The 16,329-nt window shown below is 70.6% G+C and carries 16 protein-coding genes; 4 read left to right on the forward strand and 12 right to left on the reverse strand.

Annotated features, from left to right (window positions below; all coding sequences use genetic code 11):
• Positions 1–70 precede the first annotated feature (70 nt).
• Positions 71–961 carry a helix-turn-helix domain-containing protein gene (locus ASD43_RS03890; protein WP_056413844.1) on the forward strand — a complete coding sequence of 297 codons (891 nt, stop codon included), beginning with the start codon at positions 71–73 and terminating at the stop codon, positions 959–961.
• A gap of 7 nt (positions 962–968) precedes the next feature.
• Here the strand turns inward: ASD43_RS03890 and ASD43_RS03895 are convergent, their stop codons facing one another.
• The 6 genes from ASD43_RS03895 to ASD43_RS03920 all read right to left on the reverse strand — a co-directional run bounded on the left by ASD43_RS03895 (position 969) and on the right by ASD43_RS03920 (position 8,225).
• Positions 969–3,392, reverse strand: coding sequence for a beta-galactosidase (locus ASD43_RS03895; RefSeq protein WP_056413847.1), 2,424 nt, complete (start codon positions 3,390–3,392; stop codon positions 969–971).
• Positions 3,393–3,481: 89 nt separating this feature from the next.
• Positions 3,482–4,333: a siderophore-interacting protein gene (locus ASD43_RS03900; protein ID WP_056413849.1), complete on the reverse strand. Its 852-nt coding sequence runs from the start codon at positions 4,331–4,333 to the stop codon at positions 3,482–3,484.
• Positions 4,330–5,166, reverse strand: a complete 837-nt coding sequence (locus tag ASD43_RS03905) for an ABC transporter ATP-binding protein (RefSeq protein ID WP_200946560.1) — start codon at positions 5,164–5,166, stop codon at positions 4,330–4,332. Before ASD43_RS03905 ends, ASD43_RS03900 begins: the two co-directional genes overlap by 4 nt.
• Positions 5,159–6,154, reverse strand: coding sequence for a FecCD family ABC transporter permease (locus tag ASD43_RS03910; protein WP_235564007.1), 996 nt, complete (start codon positions 6,152–6,154; stop codon positions 5,159–5,161). The genes ASD43_RS03905 and ASD43_RS03910 overlap by 8 nt, the downstream gene beginning before the upstream one ends.
• Before the next feature lie 89 nt (positions 6,155–6,243).
• On the reverse strand, positions 6,244–7,287 hold the full coding sequence (locus tag ASD43_RS03915; protein ID WP_235564009.1) for a FecCD family ABC transporter permease: 1,044 nt from the start codon (positions 7,285–7,287) through the stop codon (positions 6,244–6,246).
• Positions 7,284–8,225: an ABC transporter substrate-binding protein gene (locus tag ASD43_RS03920; RefSeq protein ID WP_056413857.1), complete on the reverse strand. Its 942-nt coding sequence runs from the start codon at positions 8,223–8,225 to the stop codon at positions 7,284–7,286. The genes ASD43_RS03915 and ASD43_RS03920 overlap by 4 nt, the downstream gene beginning before the upstream one ends.
• Before the next feature lie 205 nt (positions 8,226–8,430).
• On the opposite strand from ASD43_RS03920, the gene ASD43_RS03925 reads away from it, so the two are divergent.
• On the forward strand, positions 8,431–9,183 hold the full coding sequence (locus ASD43_RS03925) for an SDR family NAD(P)-dependent oxidoreductase (RefSeq protein ID WP_056413861.1): 753 nt from the start codon (positions 8,431–8,433) through the stop codon (positions 9,181–9,183).
• Positions 9,184–9,376: 193 nt separating this feature from the next.
• Here ASD43_RS03925 and ASD43_RS03930 read toward each other — a convergent pair whose 3' ends face one another.
• The 3 genes from ASD43_RS03930 to ASD43_RS03940 all read right to left on the reverse strand — a co-directional run bounded on the left by ASD43_RS03930 (position 9,377) and on the right by ASD43_RS03940 (position 11,547).
• A complete protein-coding gene (locus ASD43_RS03930) occupies positions 9,377–10,597 on the reverse strand; it encodes an MFS transporter (protein WP_056413864.1) in 1,221 nt (406 codons plus the stop codon).
• Between the two features lie 98 nt (positions 10,598–10,695).
• Positions 10,696–11,025: a DUF7882 family protein gene (locus ASD43_RS03935; RefSeq protein ID WP_056413867.1), complete on the reverse strand. Its 330-nt coding sequence runs from the start codon at positions 11,023–11,025 to the stop codon at positions 10,696–10,698.
• A 72-nt stretch (positions 11,026–11,097) separates the two neighbouring features.
• Complete coding sequence (locus tag ASD43_RS03940) at positions 11,098–11,547, reverse strand: MarR family winged helix-turn-helix transcriptional regulator (RefSeq protein WP_230111798.1); 450 nt, start codon at positions 11,545–11,547, stop codon at positions 11,098–11,100.
• Positions 11,548–11,695: 148 nt separating this feature from the next.
• Here ASD43_RS03940 and ASD43_RS03945 point away from each other — a divergent pair, with 148 nt between their 5' ends.
• The gene (locus ASD43_RS03945) at positions 11,696–12,256 is read left to right on the forward strand and encodes a MarR family winged helix-turn-helix transcriptional regulator (protein WP_056413871.1); all 561 of its coding nucleotides are present in this window, start codon (positions 11,696–11,698) and stop codon (positions 12,254–12,256) included.
• A 17-nt stretch (positions 12,257–12,273) separates the two neighbouring features.
• On the opposite strand, the gene ASD43_RS03950 is transcribed toward ASD43_RS03945, so the two are convergent.
• The 3 genes from ASD43_RS03950 to ASD43_RS17150 form a co-directional block, all read right to left on the reverse strand.
• Positions 12,274–13,830, reverse strand: coding sequence for an MFS transporter (locus ASD43_RS03950; RefSeq protein WP_056413875.1), 1,557 nt, complete (start codon positions 13,828–13,830; stop codon positions 12,274–12,276).
• A gap of 102 nt (positions 13,831–13,932) precedes the next feature.
• Positions 13,933–14,103 carry a CsbD family protein gene (locus tag ASD43_RS16910; protein ID WP_082539236.1) on the reverse strand — a complete coding sequence of 57 codons (171 nt, stop codon included), beginning with the start codon at positions 14,101–14,103 and terminating at the stop codon, positions 13,933–13,935.
• Between the two features lie 38 nt (positions 14,104–14,141).
• Positions 14,142–14,285 carry a hypothetical protein gene (locus ASD43_RS17150; protein WP_157550769.1) on the reverse strand — a complete coding sequence of 48 codons (144 nt, stop codon included), beginning with the start codon at positions 14,283–14,285 and terminating at the stop codon, positions 14,142–14,144.
• A 199-nt stretch (positions 14,286–14,484) separates the two neighbouring features.
• Between ASD43_RS17150 and ASD43_RS03955 the strand changes: the two genes are divergently transcribed.
• The gene (locus ASD43_RS03955; protein WP_056413880.1) at positions 14,485–16,065 is read left to right on the forward strand and encodes an SDR family oxidoreductase; all 1,581 of its coding nucleotides are present in this window, start codon (positions 14,485–14,487) and stop codon (positions 16,063–16,065) included.
• Positions 16,066–16,329: the final 264 nt, after the last annotated feature.

Here is a 16,329-nt window from a genome sequence, read left to right on the forward strand (position 1 = left end):
CGATGCGGTGGGTCACCTCCGAGGCTACGAAGACGGCGCGAGCGGAGCTATGGTGAGATCGAGGAACATCATGGACGAAACAGCGATACCACCCGAGCGGAGCGGACGGCCGGACGGCTTCCGCAATCAGCGACTGTGCGTCGTGCCGCGACCCCAGATCGAGGCGGCGCTCTCGCGAACCGTCACCCGCAGGCTGCTGGTGACCGACGCGGGGTATTTCCCCGCCGCGTCCGGTCATCGCCGGATCCGCGCGCATGGAGCCGCCGAGACCATCGTGATCCTCTGCGTCGCGGGCTCGGGGACCGTGCGCCTCGGCGAGGAGGAGCACCCGATGACGCCCGGTGCCTGCGTGACCATCCCCGCGGGGGTGCCGCACGACTACCGGGCATCGCTCGACGATCCATGGACGATCTGGTGGATGCACGTGCGCGGCACCGACGTGGCCGAGCTCACCGGCCCGCTCCTCGGCATCCCCCGCCCGCTCACCCGGCTGCGCGCCGTCGACGGTGCCGTCGCGCTCTTCGACGAGCTCGTCGGACACCTCGAACGACGCGTGTCACCCGCGCAGCTGCTCGCGGCCTCGGGAGTGGCATGGCACCTGCTCACGCGCCTCGCCGCCGACAGCATCCTCCCCGCCGAGGGCTCACCGCTGGAGCGCGCCATGCGGTTCCTCGAGACCCGCGTCGACAGCAACATCCCGGTGGCAGAGCTCGCCGGCATGGTCGGGCTGTCGTCGTCGCACCTGAGCGCGATGTTCCGGCGCGCGACCGGAGGGGGGCCCGGCGCGTTCCACACCGCCGTCAAGATGGCGCGAGCGCGCACCCTGCTCGACACGACATCATCGACCGTGACCGAGGTCGCCGCAGCGGTCGGCTACAGCGATCCGCTCTACTTCTCCCGGCACTTCCGCCGGGTGCACGGCATGAATCCCACGACCTACCGCGCCCAGCACAAGGGGTGACGCGCGCTCAGCGGAAGGATGCCGTCGCGGTGCGACGCACCACCGCCGAGCGGATCTCCAGCACGTCCTCGCCGCCGCCTGGCCGCACCCGCGGGGCGACGTAGACGGGGGAGCGCGCCGCCCAGGCGAACGCGTTCAGGGTCAGCGGCTGCGTGGCGAGCACCTCACGGTGCGGGGTGAGGTCGATCTCGAACGGTCGTCCGTACCAGAACTGGTCGGCGATCAGGCTGTCGCCGATCATGACCCGCATCACATCTCCCGTCCAATCGAGGGTCAGCACCGACCGCTCGCCGGCGCCGGCCTCGAGGGCGCCTCGCGGGAGGTGCACCTCGACCGTCGCGGCATCCGCGAAGTCGTCGTCGGTGGGTGCCGAGAATCTGCCGGACGGACCCCCGGTGCGCACCGGCACGGTCGGTCGCGCGCCGAAGGCCGGTACGTCGAGCGACAAGGGAGCAGGCCCGGCCGCGACCGCATGGCGAGCGAAGACGGATCCTTCCGCAGGGAGCGGTGCGAGATCGGGGTCCCGCAGCGCGGGGAACGCCCCGATGACGCCCGCCCCGTCATCGAGCACGGCGCGGAATCCGTCGTCGTCGAACCATCCGCCGCCGGGCCACAGGATCACGGTGTCACGGCCGTCGACGTCGCCTCGCCACACGCTCTCGGCGGTCTTCCGGTCGAGGAACACCAGGATCGTGTCGCCGATACGAACCTCGCAGTCGAGCCCCGGGGGCAGGGACGGGACGGCGCGGACCGCTTCGTCCTCCACGCGGACCTCGGCACCGGAGATCTCGGCGGCGTCCACGCCCTCGAGCTGCAGCTCGACGTCGATCCCCTCGCTCGCCGCGAACAGCACGACGGTGCGGTCGCCGTCGGTGATCTGCGTGATCGGCTGCGCGGTGACCGTGAGCGCGGGAACGCCCGGGTACGCCTGACGCAGCGGCCAGACGGCGTAGGCACCGCCGGGCACCGCGATCGGCGCGGTCGGGACGGTGATCGCGTGGTCGCCGAGGCGCACGTCGAAGTGCACCCCGTCGAGGTCGGGCAGTGCGGCGATCGCCGGCTGATGGTTGTTCAGGAACAGGAATCCGCGCGCGCCGTCGCTGCGCACCGCCCAGCGGGGACCCCCGTCGATCCGCGTGGGAATCGTCGTCGCGGCGGGAGCGAGCGCCGCGCCGAAGGCGTCGAGAAGCAGATGCTGCTGCCGCAGCGCGTGGAAGTGCGGGCGCTGCGCACCCACGGTGCCCAGCGGTGCGAAGAAGTCGTAGTCGCGCACCGGCACGTCGTTCGGGTACCCGGTCGCCTGCGACTCCTGCGTCGACGACAGCTCGCCGCGCACCTGCAGGCCGCCGTGATACATGTAGTAGCCCTGCCACGCGGATCCGCTGCCCATCTTCGTCAGCGCGAGGGCGGCCACGTCGTCGGGGTCGACGAGCGGACGCCGGTGGTAGGCCACCGCCATGCCGCCGCCGAGCTCGCACGTCACGAACGGCCAGGGATCGTCGGCGCCGAGACCGGCATCCGAATCCTCATCGGCCGCCGCACCCCGCAGATCCGCACCCCGCAGATCCGCCGCCCGCACATCCGCCGCCCGCAGATCCGCCCCGACGCTGAGGTCGTCGCGGACCGTGCTGTAGGTGAAGTGCATCTCTCCGAAGTCCGGCCACCCCGTGTCCGACTCCTCCCAGAAGCCGTCGGAGTATCCGGCGTAGACCGGCAGCACGCGGCCTCGCGGCAGCTGCGCTCCGCCCCACCCGGTCGCGGTCCACAGGCTCGCCCGCATGCCGACCTCCTCGGCGAGGGCGCGCAGGGTCGCCAGGTGCGGACCGTCGTCGTAGAGCTCGTTGTCGACCTGGATGCCGATGATCGGCCCCTCGGGATTCTCCGACGTGTGGAAGAGGCCGCGCACCTGCTCCTCGATGCCGCCGTACCACCGCCGTGTGACAGCGAGGTAGGCCGGGTCGTCGGAGCGGTGCCCGATCGGCAGCGCCTGCAACCAGTCCGGGAAGCCGCCGTTGCGGGTCTCGCCGTGCGCCCACGGGCCGATCCGCAGCATCACCCGGAGCCCCACCCTGTCGGCCGTCTCGATGAACCGACGCAGGTCTCGCCGCCCGTCCCACCGCAGCTCGCCGCGGATCTCCTCGTGCACGATCCACAGCACGTAGGTGGCGAGCACGGAGATGCCGCCGGCCTTCATCTTGCGCAGCTCGCGCTCCCAGTTCTCGGGCAGGTCGCGACTGAAGTGGTACTCCCCCATCACCGGGATCCACGGCTCACCGTTCCGCGTCACGAAGCGCGAGGTCAGCTGGAGACGCTCCGCGGTCGTGTCGTCGTCACCCATCTCGAGCGGTGCGGGCACCACGGCCGGGGGCGCCGAGACGGTGACGGTGAACGGTGCGGGCGGCGTCTGCGGGGCGTCGTCGAACGTGGTCATCCCCTCGACGATAGGACGTCGGCCCCGTGCGATCCATGACGATCCGATGCCGTGCCTGGACGAAGCGCCGGGTGTGCGGTTCGGCCGCGTCACCCGACGAGCGGACCGCCGACCTTCCAGTACCCGAGGAACGACACCCGTTCCTTCGGGATGCCGACCTCGGCGGTGAGAAGGCGGCGCACACGGGCGGTGGCCCCCGACTCCCCCGCGATCCAGGCGTAGAAGGCCGGATCGGCGCGCACGCCCTCACCGTGCTCGTCGCTCCAGAGCGCCACCGCACGCTCCAGCTCCGCACTGTCGCCCGGTGCGCGGCGGACGAGTCGGATGTCGGCGCGATCACCGGCATCCGCCGACACGATGTCGTCGGCCGGGTCCGCGCACTCGAGGATCACGTCGACGCGGTGCGCCTCGCCGAGCGTCTGCAGGATCCCGCGCACCGCGGGGAAGGCGGTCTCGTCGGCGACGAGCAGCAACCTGGTCGCCTCACCGGGATGCCAGTGCAGTCCGTACCCCGTCCAGCCCATCCGTCGATCCGGACCCGTGATCACCACGCGGTCGCCGGGCACCGCCTGTGCCGCCCACTGCGATGCGGGGCCCGCAGGCTCGTGCAGGAAGAAGTCCACGTCGAGCTCGCGCGCCTCCGCCCGGATCCCGGCCGGGGTGTAGGTGCGCAGCACGTTGCGCTCGCCTTCGGGCAGGCTCTTCCAGCGGGTGTACCAGTCGGAGGGATGCGGGGTCGGCTCGTCGAGCAGACCGAAGTCCGCGAGCGAGCCGTCCGCCATCGGCAGCACCAGCTTGATGCGCTGGTCGGTGCCCCAGTTCGCGAAGTGCTCCAGAGCGTCGCCGGCGAACGTGATCCGGATGAACCCCGGGCTCAGTCGACGCGTCGCACGCACCTCCACGGGGAAGGCGCTGTAGGCCCACGGTCGTTCGGCGTTCATCCGGCATCCTTCCTCGCGGGCACGCGGAGCGGGACCACCATCGGCCCTCCGGTGACCGGATCGTCGATGACGATGTTCTCGAGCCCGAACACCTCGCGCACCCGCTCGCTCGTGATGACCTCGGCGGGAGTGCCCTCGGCGACGATGCGCCCGGCCCGCATCGCGATGATGTGCGAGGCGTACCGCGCCGCATGATTCAGGTCGTGCAGCACCGCGACGATCGTGCGGCCTCGATCGTTGAGCTCGGCGAACAGCTCCATGAGCTCGACCTGGTGCGCCACGTCGAGGAAGGTCGTCGGCTCGTCGAGCAGCAGCAGGTCGGTCTCCTGCGCGAGGACCATCGCCACCCACACCCGCTGCCGCTGCCCGCCGGAGAGCTCGTCGACGGACCTCGCCGCGAGGTCGGTCGTACCGGTGGCCGCGAGCGCGCGGCGCACCGCATCCTCGTCGGTGTCGGACCACTGACGGAACAGGCTCTGGTGCGGATACCGCCCCCGAGCGACGAGGTCGGTCACGGTGATGCCGTCGGGAGCGCTCGCGCTCTGCGGCAGCAGACCCAGCCGACGCGCCACCTCCTTCGCCGGGTACGACGCGATGGCCCTCCCGTCGAGCACGACCTCGCCCTCCGCGGGCTGCAGCAGCCGCGAGAGGCCGCGCAGCAGCGTCGACTTGCCGCAGGCGTTCGCACCGATGATCACGGTGAACGAGCCGTCGGGGATCGCCACGCTGACCTCGTGCACGATGGCGGATCCGTCGTACGCGAGCGTGATTCCGTCGGCGTGCAGGCGGGGGTCGGGGCGGGGGTGGGCGCGGGGGCTGTCGAGGTCAGGCACGGCGGCGGATCTCCAGGATGATCATGAGGACGAGGTAGGCGCCGCCCGCCGACACGGTGACGACGCCGACGGGGAGCGCGACGGGCATCACGTGCTGCGCGACGAGGTCGGAGGCGAGCACGAGCACACTCCCGACGAGAGCGGCGAGGCCCAGCGACAGATGCGGGGTGCGTGCGACGAGGCGTGCGATCTGCGGAGCGGCGAGAGCCACGAACGCGATGGGGCCGCCGACGGTGGTGGCCGCCGCGACGAGGACGACGCCGATCAGCAGCGCCAGGGTGCGCACCAGCGCGGGGCGGGATCCGGTCGCCGAGGCGACATCGTCGCCGAGGTCGAGCTGGCGCAGGCGCGGCGGGAGGAGCGCGGCCGCGACCACGAACGGCACGGCGCAGAGCACCGCGGTGCCCAGGCCCGCGGCGGTCACCCCGTTGAGCGATCCCGCGCCCCACGCCGAGGCGAACATCGCCGTGTCGAGTTCGATCTGCAGCAGCATCCAGGTGTTCAGCGAGGCCAGCATCGCCGAGACGCCGATGCCCACGATGATGAGCCGGAACCCCTGCACGCCGCCTCGCACGGCGAGCAGCCAGATCACCGCGGCGGCGGCGAGACCGCCGCAGAGCGCCCCAATCGTGCGGGCCGGAAGGCTGGCGGAGACGAAGACCAGAGCGAGCAGCATCCCGGTGAAAGCCCCGCTCGACAACCCGAGGATGTCGGGGCTCGCGAGCGGATTGCGGGTGACGGTCTGGAAGAGCGCACCGGCGATCGCGAGCAGGGCGCCCACCGCGATGGCCGCCAGGGCCCGCGGCATCCGCCAGTCCCAGACGACCGTGCGGTCGATCGGCTCGCCGCCGCCGAGCAGGATGCGCACCACCTCGTCGGGCGCGAGCGGGAACGACCCCAGTCCCAGGGACAGGACGAACAGCGCGGCGAGGACGAGCAGCGAGATCGCGGCGACCAGCAGGCTGCGCACCCGGACAGGCAGCGCCACCGGGCCGATCCGCACGAGAACGCGGCGGGGGGCTCTGAGGGGAGACGGACGGGAGGACGGCGTGCGGAGGGACGGCCGGCGGAGGACGGTCACAGTGCACGCGCCTTCCCGCGTCGGGCGAGGGCGATCAGCACCGGCGCGCCCACCAGTGCGGTGACGATGCCGACGGGCACCTCCGCCGGCGCGATGATCACTCGCCCCAGAACGTCGGAGAGCAGCACCACCACGGGAGCGAGCACCGCGGACAGCGCGATGATGAGTCGCTGATCCACCCCGAACGTCCACCGGATCACGTGCGGCACCATCAGCCCGACGAACGAGATCGGCCCGGCGATCGCGGTCGCGGCGCCGGCCAGCACGGTGACCGCCACGATCACGCCGATGCGGATGCCGACGACGTTGGCGCCCTGTGCGCGCGCGACGTCGTCGCCGAGGCCCACCGCGTTCAGGCCCGCCGCCAGCACGAGAGCGATCAGCAGCGCGACGACCACGAAGGGGAGCACCGCGACGAGGTCGTCGAGCCCGCTGCCGAGCAGCGAACCCGCGTTCCAGCTGCGCATCGCCTCGAACGCGTCCGGGTCGCTCAGCGTGAGGCCGGTGGTGATGCCCGACAGCACGGCCCCGAGCGCCACCCCCGCCAGGGTGAGCCGGAGGGGATCGGCGGCGCCGCGGCCGGCCGACCCGACGAGGTAGACGGCGACCGTCACCACGAGTGCTCCGAGGAACGCCAGCCAGATGAACTCGGAGGCGTCATGGAGCCCGAGGAACGCCACCCCGAGGGCGACCGCCACCGCTGCTCCCGCATTGACGCCCAGGATGCCGGGATCGGCGAGCGGGTTGCGGGTGAAGGCCTGCACGAGCGCGCCGGCGACGCCCAGAGCGGCTCCCGCGACGAGGCCGACCGCGGTGCGGGGGATGCGCAGCTCGAACAGCACGAAGTTCGTCTCGGTGGTGCCGCGACCGGCCATCGAGTCGAACACCGCGGCGGGCGAGAGCGGATTCGCGCCCACGGTGAGCGAGAGCAGCACGGCCAGCACGAGAGCGCCGCACAGGACGATCGTGCCTGTCGCTGCCCGTGCCGCACGTCGCGGCAGCGGGGCCGCGGTCGGTCCCGCCGCGGAGACCGCGGTCACCGGTTCGCTTCGAGGTACTTCTCGATGTCGTCGAGCACGGCCTGCGCGCCCTTCGGTCCGACGCCCGAGACCCAGTAGGCGGTGTCGACGAGGGTCACCCGACCGAAGGCATCCGCGTTCTGCGTGAGCGCGGCGGGGATCGCCGACTCGTCGTCGACGTCGGCCGCGGTCACGAAGACGTTGTCGGCCGCCGCGTCGACGATGTTCTCGGGCGAGATGTCGGCCTGCAGACCGTCGGCCCAGTCCTGGTCGGGGATCGTGTAGCCGACGCACTCGAGCAGGCTGCCCGCGAACGACACCGGACCGTACAGGCTGAGGGTCGTCTCGTCGCGCGGACGGATGAGCTGCGCCGTCTCGCCGTCGACCGCGTACTCGTCGCTGAGGCTCTCGCACCGCTCGTCGACGGCGGTCAGCAGGTCTGACACCTCGTCCTCGCGGTTCAGCGCCTCGCCGATGAGCTGCGCGTTGTCGCGCCACGGGTCGGCCTGGGTCTCGATGAAGACCGTGGGGGCGATGGCCGAGAGCTGCTCGTAGAGCGCCGAGTGGCGGGCCTCCGTGCCGAGGATCAGGTCGGGCTTCAGTGCGGCGATGGCCTCGAGGTCGGGCTCGGGCACCGTGCCGACCCCCTCGACGCCGTCGACTCCGAGGTAGGCCGGGGTGCTCGCGACGTTCGAGGCGACCGCCGCACCCACCGGCGTGATGCCGACGGCCACGGCGGTGTCGAGCTCCAGCGGCTCCAGGGTCACGACGCGCTCGACGTCGTCGGGGACCTCGGTGGCCCCACGCGCGTGCTCGACGGCGTGCGTGCCGGCGGACTCGCCGGAGGCCGCGGCATCGGCGGGCGCGGGGTCGGGGGCGGAGCATCCGGTGAGCACGAGGACGGCTGTCGCCGAGACGGCGAGGGCGGACGACAGGGGGCGGCGGAGGCGTGCGGACACGGCGAAGACCTTTCGGGGATCTGCGGGAGAGGCGGCGGGGCCGGTTAGGTAAGGCTAACAAACCTGCATCCGGGAAGAGAAGTCGGCATCCGGAGAATTCCATTCACGCGCATCCATCCAGGTGCGACGGGCGTACCCTGGAGAGGAGGACGGACCGTCCGAGAAGATCTCCCGGCACCGCGACCGTCCAGGAGAGGAGCCACCCGTGGCTCAGTACGACGTCTCGAACCGCTCGGCGATCGTGACGGGAGCGGGAAGCGGAATCGGTCGTTCGACCGCTCTGCTGCTCGCCCGGAACGGCGCATCCGTCGTCGTGAACGACCTGAACGCGGAACACGCGAACGCGGTCGTCGAAGAGATCCACGCCGCCGGCGGCATCGCCGAGGCCTCCGTCGGCGACGCCACCGACGTCGAGTGGATCGCATCCTCGGTCGAGCTCGCGAATTCACTCGCCCCACTGCGCATCGGCGTCAACAACGCCGGCATCGGCGGAGCATCCGCCCCCACGGCCGAGTACGACGACGCCGCGTGGGACAAGGTCATCTCGATCAACCTCAACGCCGTGTTCCGCAACATGAAGGCGCAGATCCCGTCGATCCTCACCAACGGCGGAGGGTCGGTCGTGAACATCGCGTCGATCCTCGGCAGCGTCGGCTTCGTCGGCTCTCCCGCCTACGTCGCGGCCAAGCACGCGGTGGTCGGCATGACCAAGTCGGCCGCCCTCGAGTACTCCGCCCAGGGCGTGCGCGTGAACTCGGTCGGTCCCGGATTCATCGACACCCCGCTGCTCGCGACCATGGGCGACGAGGCGAAGGAGTTCCTCGTCAGCAAGCACCCGATCGGACGCCTCGGCCAGGCCGACGAGGTCGCGAACCTCATCGCGTTCCTCGCCAGCGACGCCGCGAGCTTCATCACCGGCAGCTACCACCTCGTCGACGGCGGCTACACCGCCCTCTGAGTCGCGGATGCCGGTGGCCCGGCGGCCGGGGCCGGTGCCCGGTATCGCCCGGATGCCGGATGCCGGGGCCGGTGTGCAGGGCGCAGGCACGGATGCAGGATCAGACGGGCCACCCGGCCCTGCATCCGTGCCCCGCTCCTGCATCCGGACCCAGGGTCGACACGTCAGCAGCCCGGATCCCGGACGTCCGGGACTACCTCGGCGTGCGCGCCGCCAGCGCCCCGGCGAGCAGCACCGCGACCAGGGCCGCCGCCGGCGCGACGATCAGCCCGGCCCGCAGGCTCTGGGTGTCGGCGATGAATCCGACGACCGGCGGGGAGAGCAGGAAGCCCAGCCGCAGCAGCCACGACACGACCGTCAGACCGACCCCCGGGCGCAGCCCCGGCAGCTCGTCGGCGGCGTGCATGGCGGCGGGGATGAGGGTCGCGATCCCGAAGCCGATGGCCGCGAAGCCCGCGATCGTGCCGGGGACGCTGGGAAAGATCAGCGCGAGGGTCATGCCGACCGCCGCGATCAGGCCGCCGACGACGGCCACAGCTCGCTGTCCGAAGCGGTCGGTCATCCCGTCGCCCAGCATCCGCCCGATGAACTGGGCGCCCACGAGGGCGATGAAACCGAGCGGCGCGATCGCGGCAGCGGCGCCGAGCGACTCCGAGAGATAGAGGGTCGCCCACGAGTTCCCCGCATCCTCGGCGATCGCTCCGGCCATGGCGATCAGTGTCAGAGCGATCACCATCAGCACGATCCGCGGGCTGACACCGCGGCGCACCGACGATGCGACCTCTGCGGGTTCGGCCACGGCCCGGGCGTCGGCCTCCTCATCGCGTCCCGGCAGGCAGAACCTCAGCGCCGTGAGCGCCACCGCCGCGAACACCGCGGTCGAGATTCCCAGGTGCACGCCGAGGGGCAGCTGCAGCGCGATGGCCGCCGCGGCCATTCCGCCACCGACGACCGCGCCGATCGACCAGATCGCGTGGAACGTGTTGATGATCGACCGACCGTACCGACGCTGCACACGCAGGCCGTGGGCGTTCTGCGCCACGTCGGTGATCGCATCGAAGGCGCCACCGCACAGCAGGGCGACCGCGAAGAGGATGCCCGTGGGCGACAGCGCCGCGGCGAGAAGTCCGAGGGCGGTCGCGATCGTGCCGAACACGGCGATGCGCGCCGATCCGAACCGGCGGATCAGCACTGCGGATAGAAGGCCCGCGGCTATCGCCCCCGCGGGGAAGGCGGCGATAGCGAGGCCGTAGCCGACGTTGTCGAGCTCGAGGGCCGTCTTGATCTCGGGGTACCGCGGGAGGATGTTGGCGAACAGCGCCCCGTTGGTGAAGAACAACGCCGAGACGGCGATGCGCGCTCGGGTCGTTGCGCGATCCGGAGCGGCGGATCGAATCGATTCGACAGTCGTCATGTCGACGACGTTACACGCTCACGCGCGCGCCCGCCCTCACCGAGACGCGCTGCGCCGACGACCCCCGCGCCGCGCCTGCGCCATCCCCCGATCCCCCGTCACGCACTCATGGCGTGCAGCGGCGGTCGCGTCGAGACCGCGACGGCGAACTCGTCGCGGGTCAGGTCGAGTCCGCCCGCAGAGCCCGCGGCGTTCATCATCGCGGTGACCAGCGCACGGTCGATCTCCGACGGCCGATCCATCGCGATCCGGAGCGGGATGGACGCATGCACCCACAGTGTTTCGACCACACCGCCGTCCATCGCCAGAGTGAGCGGGAACGACTCGTTCCGTCGCAGCTTGGTCATGGCCACCATGCGCAGATGAGTGAGCGTGCGGTCATCGATCTCGATGCGCTCGGCGGTGTTTCCGTAGGTCAGGTGGCCCATGATCTCTCCTTCAGGCGAAGACTTCGCTTGATAGATAGATTACTAGGTTACCTAGCTAAACGAAAGCCGGAGTTAAGGGATCTCGCCGATCTCCTCGATCAGGCGACGCAGGAAGCGGCCCACGACCTCGGTCTGCTCGGGGGTGAACTCGCTCGCGATCGCCTCGACCCTCTGCGTGAGCTCGTCGGCCGGCGAGTGGAGATCGCGCAGCGAGGCGCGGAGCACTTTCGAGCGCGCATCGTCGGGGTGCGGTGCCACCACGATCTGCCCGCGCTCCTGCAGACGACGCAGCAGGCTCGTGATCGCCGCCGTGCTCACGTTCAGGTGGGCTGCGAGCCCTCCGGGCGTCGCCGGCGCATCGTCCGGGGCATCGACGATGTACCGCATGGCCTCGCGGTCGGTGTCATTGGGGGCGCGGACCGCCGCGAGTCGTCGCGCGAGTTGCGCTTCGGCACGGCGGAGTTCATCGACACGGGCGACCAGGTCGGTCTTCGCCGTGCGGACGTGGATATTCATCTTCATGCGACACCCCCTGAAACTTCCATGCTACTACTCGGAAGCCACGTAACCAGGTGAGCTAGCTATATATCTGTACGCAGTATCTCGGCGTGGGTGCCAAGATAGAGGCCTGCGCCGATGAGGCTCTGAGCACCGACGAGGAGGTGGCGTGATGGAGAACTCCGAAGAGTTCACCCGTTCCGGCTACTGGTATCCGGACGCCGAATCAGCCAGCACCGTCGACGTGCTGAATCTGCTTCGTCGCTACAGATCGGCCGAGACGGCCATGCGCGCCCGCACGCGCGTCTCGATGAAGATGAACGAGACCGATCTGGTCGCCCTGCGGTTCCTGCTGCGCGAACAGCGTGCGGGTCGCATCGTGCGTCCGATCGACATCGCTCGCATGCTCGACATCTCGACGGCGTCCACGACGACCCTGATCGACCGGCTCGAGAAGGGCGGGCACGCCCGCCGCGAGCGCCACCCCACCGACAGGCGGGCCGGCGTCGTCGTCCCCACGGTCAGCAGTGACGACGAGGTGCGCGACACTCTCGGTGCCATGCACCGTCGGATGCTCGCGCTCGTCGACGAGATGAGCGACAGGGAGCGCGCCGTCGTGACGCGGTTCCTCGCCGGGATGACCTCGGCGATCGAAGAGGCGAGCGATCTCGATCAGGAGCTGCGCGACGTCATCCGCTCGCATGAGGAGTCGGAGGGGGAGGCGGGCGAGTAGCCCGACTCCCCCTCGACTCACGCCTTCTCGGCAGCCCCTTCGCCCTCGGCATCCGCATCGGCGAGACGCTCGGGGAACAGCTCGTCCAGATCGAGGTCGGGGTTGTCCTCCTGCGTCTCGACCAGCTCGACAGCCTCTTCGTGCGTCTGCACGCTCGGCATGGCACCCGGCAGCGGACGCCGCGCCGACTCCTTGAGCACGACGACCGCGATGAAGCCGGCGATCGACGTCCCGATGACGTAGAAGGCCGGTGCGAGCGACGACCCCGTCATCTGCACCAGTGCCTCCATGACCACCGGTGCGGTACCGGCGAACAGGGCGACGGCCAGATTGTAGGAGATGCCCATGCCGCCGTACCGCGATGACGTCGGGAAGAGCGCGGGCAGCGACGAGGCGAGGTTCGCCACGTAGAAGGTGACCGGGAACGCCAGCAGCGCGAGGCCGAGCAGCGTCGACCAGATCTCGCCGTGCATCATGAACAGGAACGCGGGGACGGCGAGGACGATCGCCGAGATCGAGCCGACGAACAGCACCTTCTTGCGACCGATGCGGTCGGACAGCTTGCCGGTGAGCGGGATGCACAGGGCCATCGCGACCAGCACGGGCAGCGTCAGCAGCGTGCCGTGCACCTCGTCGTAGCCGAGGGTTCCGGTCAGATAGGTCGGCATGTACGAGGTCAGCGCGTAGCCGACGGTGTTCGCAGCCGCGACGAGCACGAACGCCGTGAGGAGCTCACGCCAGTAGGCACGGATCAGGGCGAGCACGCCCTTCGGTGCATCCGCCGCGGCCTGCGCCTCGTCGGACGCGCGCGCGGCGGCATCCTGCGCCTCCTGGAAGGCGGGGGTGTCCTCGATCTTGAGGCGGAAGTAGATCGCGATGAGCCCCAGCGGCAGTGCGACGAGGAACGGGATGCGCCAGGCGAAGCCCTGCATGGTCTCCGCCGAGAGGGTGAGCTGGAGGATCGAGACGAAGGCGGCGCCGATCGCGAAGCCCATGTACGAGCCGAGGTCGAGCAGCGAGGCGTAGAAGCCGCGGCGCTTGTCGGGCGCGTACTCGGTGATGAACGTGGTGGCGCCGGCGTACTCGCCGCCGGTCGAGAAGCCCTGGGCGAGCTTGAGCACGATCAGCAGGATCGGCGCCCAGACGCCGATGACCGAGAAGTCGGGCAGCACGCCGATGAGGAAGGTCGCGGCCGCCATCATGATCAGGGTGAACGCGAGCACGCGCTGTCGACCCAGACGGTCTCCGAGCTGGCCGAGGACGATGCCGCCGAGCGGGCGCGCGACGAAGGTCACCGCGAAGACGCCGAGAGAGAAGAGCGACTGGGCTCCGGCGGAGGCATCCGGCAGGAAAGCCCGGCCGATGATGACGGCGAGATAGCCGTACACGCCGATGTCGTACCACTCCATGAGGTTCCCGACCACGGTGCCGGCGACGGCGCGGCGCAGCATCGGGCGGTCGACCACGGTGACGTCCTCGACCGTGAGGCGTCGCGGTTCGTCCTTCACCGGTCGCAGACGACGCAGGAGTCGCTGCCACAGGGTCGGGACCTGGTTCTTCAAGGGATCGGACATGCCGTCAATCATCTCTCTCGTGGTGGCCGGTCCCGGTATTCGGGGCCGGACATGAAGCGAGGAGGCGACTCTCGTCGCCTCCCCGCTCGGTGCAGACCGTTCTCAGTTGAGAGCGTCCTTGACGTTCTCGCCGGCCTTCTTGACGTTGGCCTTGGCCTGGTCCGCGCGGCCCTCGGCCTCGAGCTTCTCGTTGTCGGTCACCTTGCCGACGGTCTCCTTCGCCTTGCCGGCGAGGTCCTGAGCGGCGTTCTTGATCTTGTCATCGAGTCCCATGGGGGATCCTTTCTCTTCTCTGCGGTGGTCGGGGGGAGTCAGAGGGGGAGGCCGAACGTGGCCGCCATCATGAGCGGCATCGTCGCCGCGGCGATCAGTGCGACCAGTGCCGCGGCACGCCAAGCCCCATGGCGTGCCGCGGCGGTCAGGGGCGCGCGTCCGACACCGGTCGCGCGCCCCACAGCCTCGCTGGCGGGTAACGGTGCGAGGCTGACCGCCGTCGAGAGCGCAGACGATGCGTCGAAAGAATCTGGGGAGACGCGGGTGGGGGAATTCGTTGCCCTGGACATGTGATCACCTTCCTCGCGGTAAAGGTTACTAGGTGAACTAGTGATTTGTCACCCTAGCGATAATTCGGCCGGACCGGCCTACTCTCGAAACATGACGGAGCTCACCCAGCCCACCGGGCACGAAGAGGCGCTGCGCGCCCTCCCCCACGACGACGGAGCCGCCCCTCGCGTCCTCGTCCTCGGCGCCACCGGCTACATCGGCGGACGCCTCACCCCACGCCTGCTCAATGCCGGCTACCGCGTGCGGGTTCTGGCCCGCGATGCCGCACGCGCGGCATCGTTCCCCTGGGGCCCGGAATCCGAGATCGTCGAGGGCTCGGCCGACGATGCGGATGCCGTGGCCGCGGCCATGGCGGACGTCGACGTGGTCTACTACCTGATCCACTCCATGAGCGCCGGCAAGGGTTTCGAAGAGAGCGACGAGCAGGCGGCGACGACGGTGGCGGATGCCGCGGCGAAGGCCGGCGTGCGGCGGATCGTCTATCTGGGCGGCCTGCACCCTGAGGATGCGAAACTGTCGCCGCACCTGCGCTCACGCGTGCGGGTCGGCGAGATCTTCCTCGAGTCCGGTGTGCCGACGCTGGTGCTGCAGGCCGGTGTCGTGATCGGCTCGGGATCCGCGTCGTTCGAGATGATCCGGCACCTCACCGACGTGCTGCCGTACATGCCGGCACCGAAGTGGGTGCGCAACCGCATCCAGCCCATCGCCGTGCGCGACGTGCTGCACTATCTGCTCGGCGCTGCCCGCGTCGACGACGACGTGAATACCGCGGTCGACATCGGCGGCCCCGACGTGCTGCGCTACGGCCAGATGATGAACGGCTACGCGCTCGAGGCGGGGCTGCGGCAGCGGGCGATCGCGGCGCTGCCGGTGCTGACCCCCGGTCTCGCATCGCACTGGGTGAACCTGGTCACGCCGGTGCCCCGGTCGATCGCCCGCCCCCTCGTCGCCTCGCTGCAGAACGAGTGCATCGTGAAGGACCACGCGATCGACGACCTCATCCCCCGTCCCGACGGGGGGCTGACCCCGTATCGCACGGCCGTGTCGCTCGCGCTGGGTCGCGTCGACGCCGACACGATCGAGACGAGCTGGCAGGATGCCGAGGTCTCGGGGGCGCCGAGCGACCCCCTGCCCAGCGACCCCGAATGGGCGGGTCGCACGGTGTTCACCGACACCCGCGAGCTCAAGACTGCGGCGCCCGTCGATGGTCTGTGGCGCGTGATCATCGGCATCGGCGGGTCGAACGGGTGGTACTCCTCGAAGTTCCTCTGGGCCGTGCGCGGCTGGATGGACCGGCTCGTCGGCGGCGTGGGTCTGCGCCGTGGACGTCGCAGCAAGGTCGAGGCGCGGGTCGGTGACGCGATCGACTTCTGGCGCGTCGAGGCCGTCGAGGAACCGGGGCGCGCGACCGAGTCCTCGGCCGCGAGCGGAGGCCTGCTGCGGCTGCGGGCCGAGATGAAGGTTCCGGGCGAGGCATGGCTCGAGCTGCGGGCGCTGCCCGACGGCGACGGGTCGCGCTACGAGCAACGTGCCGTCTTCTTCCCTCGCGGACTCCTCGGCCGGATGTACTGGCTCGGGGTGCTGCCCTTCCACGGATTCATCTTCGCGGGCATGGCGGCCCGGATCACCGACGCCGCCGCGGTGCCGGTCGAAACCGTCGCCGCGGACTGACCCGCTCGCCCGCGATCCGGCGGGGTCGAGCTCGCCCGCCGCCGGGTGGGCGGGGCCAGTTCTGCACCGCGGACGGTAGGCGGGGTCAGTTCCGCACCGCGGACGGTAGGCGGGGTCACTTTCGCACCGGAAACAGGAGATTCGGATGCGTTTCTGACCCCGCACCGAGCCGACGCTGCGCGCGGGGGCAAACGTCGCATCCGGAACGGCGTGCGGGGCCAGTTCTGCATCCCCAATCCAGGCGGGGTCAGTTCCGCACCCCGA

Origin of the sequence: Microbacterium sp. Root553 (genome assembly GCF_001426995.1) — a bacterium.
Classification (GTDB): Bacteria; Actinomycetota; Actinomycetes; order Actinomycetales; family Microbacteriaceae; genus Microbacterium.

Bases quoted from the DNA above. Each gene is read 5' to 3' on its own strand.
- ASD43_RS03890 (WP_056413844.1), top strand. From the start codon at position 71: ATGGACGAAACAGCGATACCACCCGAGCGGAGCGGACGGCCGGACGGC.
- ASD43_RS03895 (WP_056413847.1), bottom strand. From the start codon at position 3,392: ATGACCACGTTCGACGACGCCCCGCAGACGCCGCCCGCACCGTTCACC.
- ASD43_RS03900 (WP_056413849.1), bottom strand. From the start codon at position 4,333: ATGAACGCCGAACGACCGTGGGCCTACAGCGCCTTCCCCGTGGAGGTG.
- ASD43_RS03930 (WP_056413864.1), bottom strand. From the start codon at position 10,597: ATGACGACTGTCGAATCGATTCGATCCGCCGCTCCGGATCGCGCAACG.
- ASD43_RS03935 (WP_056413867.1), bottom strand. From the start codon at position 11,025: ATGGGCCACCTGACCTACGGAAACACCGCCGAGCGCATCGAGATCGAT.
- ASD43_RS03940 (WP_230111798.1), bottom strand. From the start codon at position 11,547: ATGAAGATGAATATCCACGTCCGCACGGCGAAGACCGACCTGGTCGCC.
- ASD43_RS03945 (WP_056413871.1), top strand. From the start codon at position 11,696: ATGGAGAACTCCGAAGAGTTCACCCGTTCCGGCTACTGGTATCCGGAC.
- ASD43_RS03950 (WP_056413875.1), bottom strand. From the start codon at position 13,830: ATGTCCGATCCCTTGAAGAACCAGGTCCCGACCCTGTGGCAGCGACTC.
- ASD43_RS16910 (WP_082539236.1), bottom strand. From the start codon at position 14,103: ATGGGACTCGATGACAAGATCAAGAACGCCGCTCAGGACCTCGCCGGC.
- ASD43_RS03955 (WP_056413880.1), top strand. From the start codon at position 14,485: ATGACGGAGCTCACCCAGCCCACCGGGCACGAAGAGGCGCTGCGCGCC.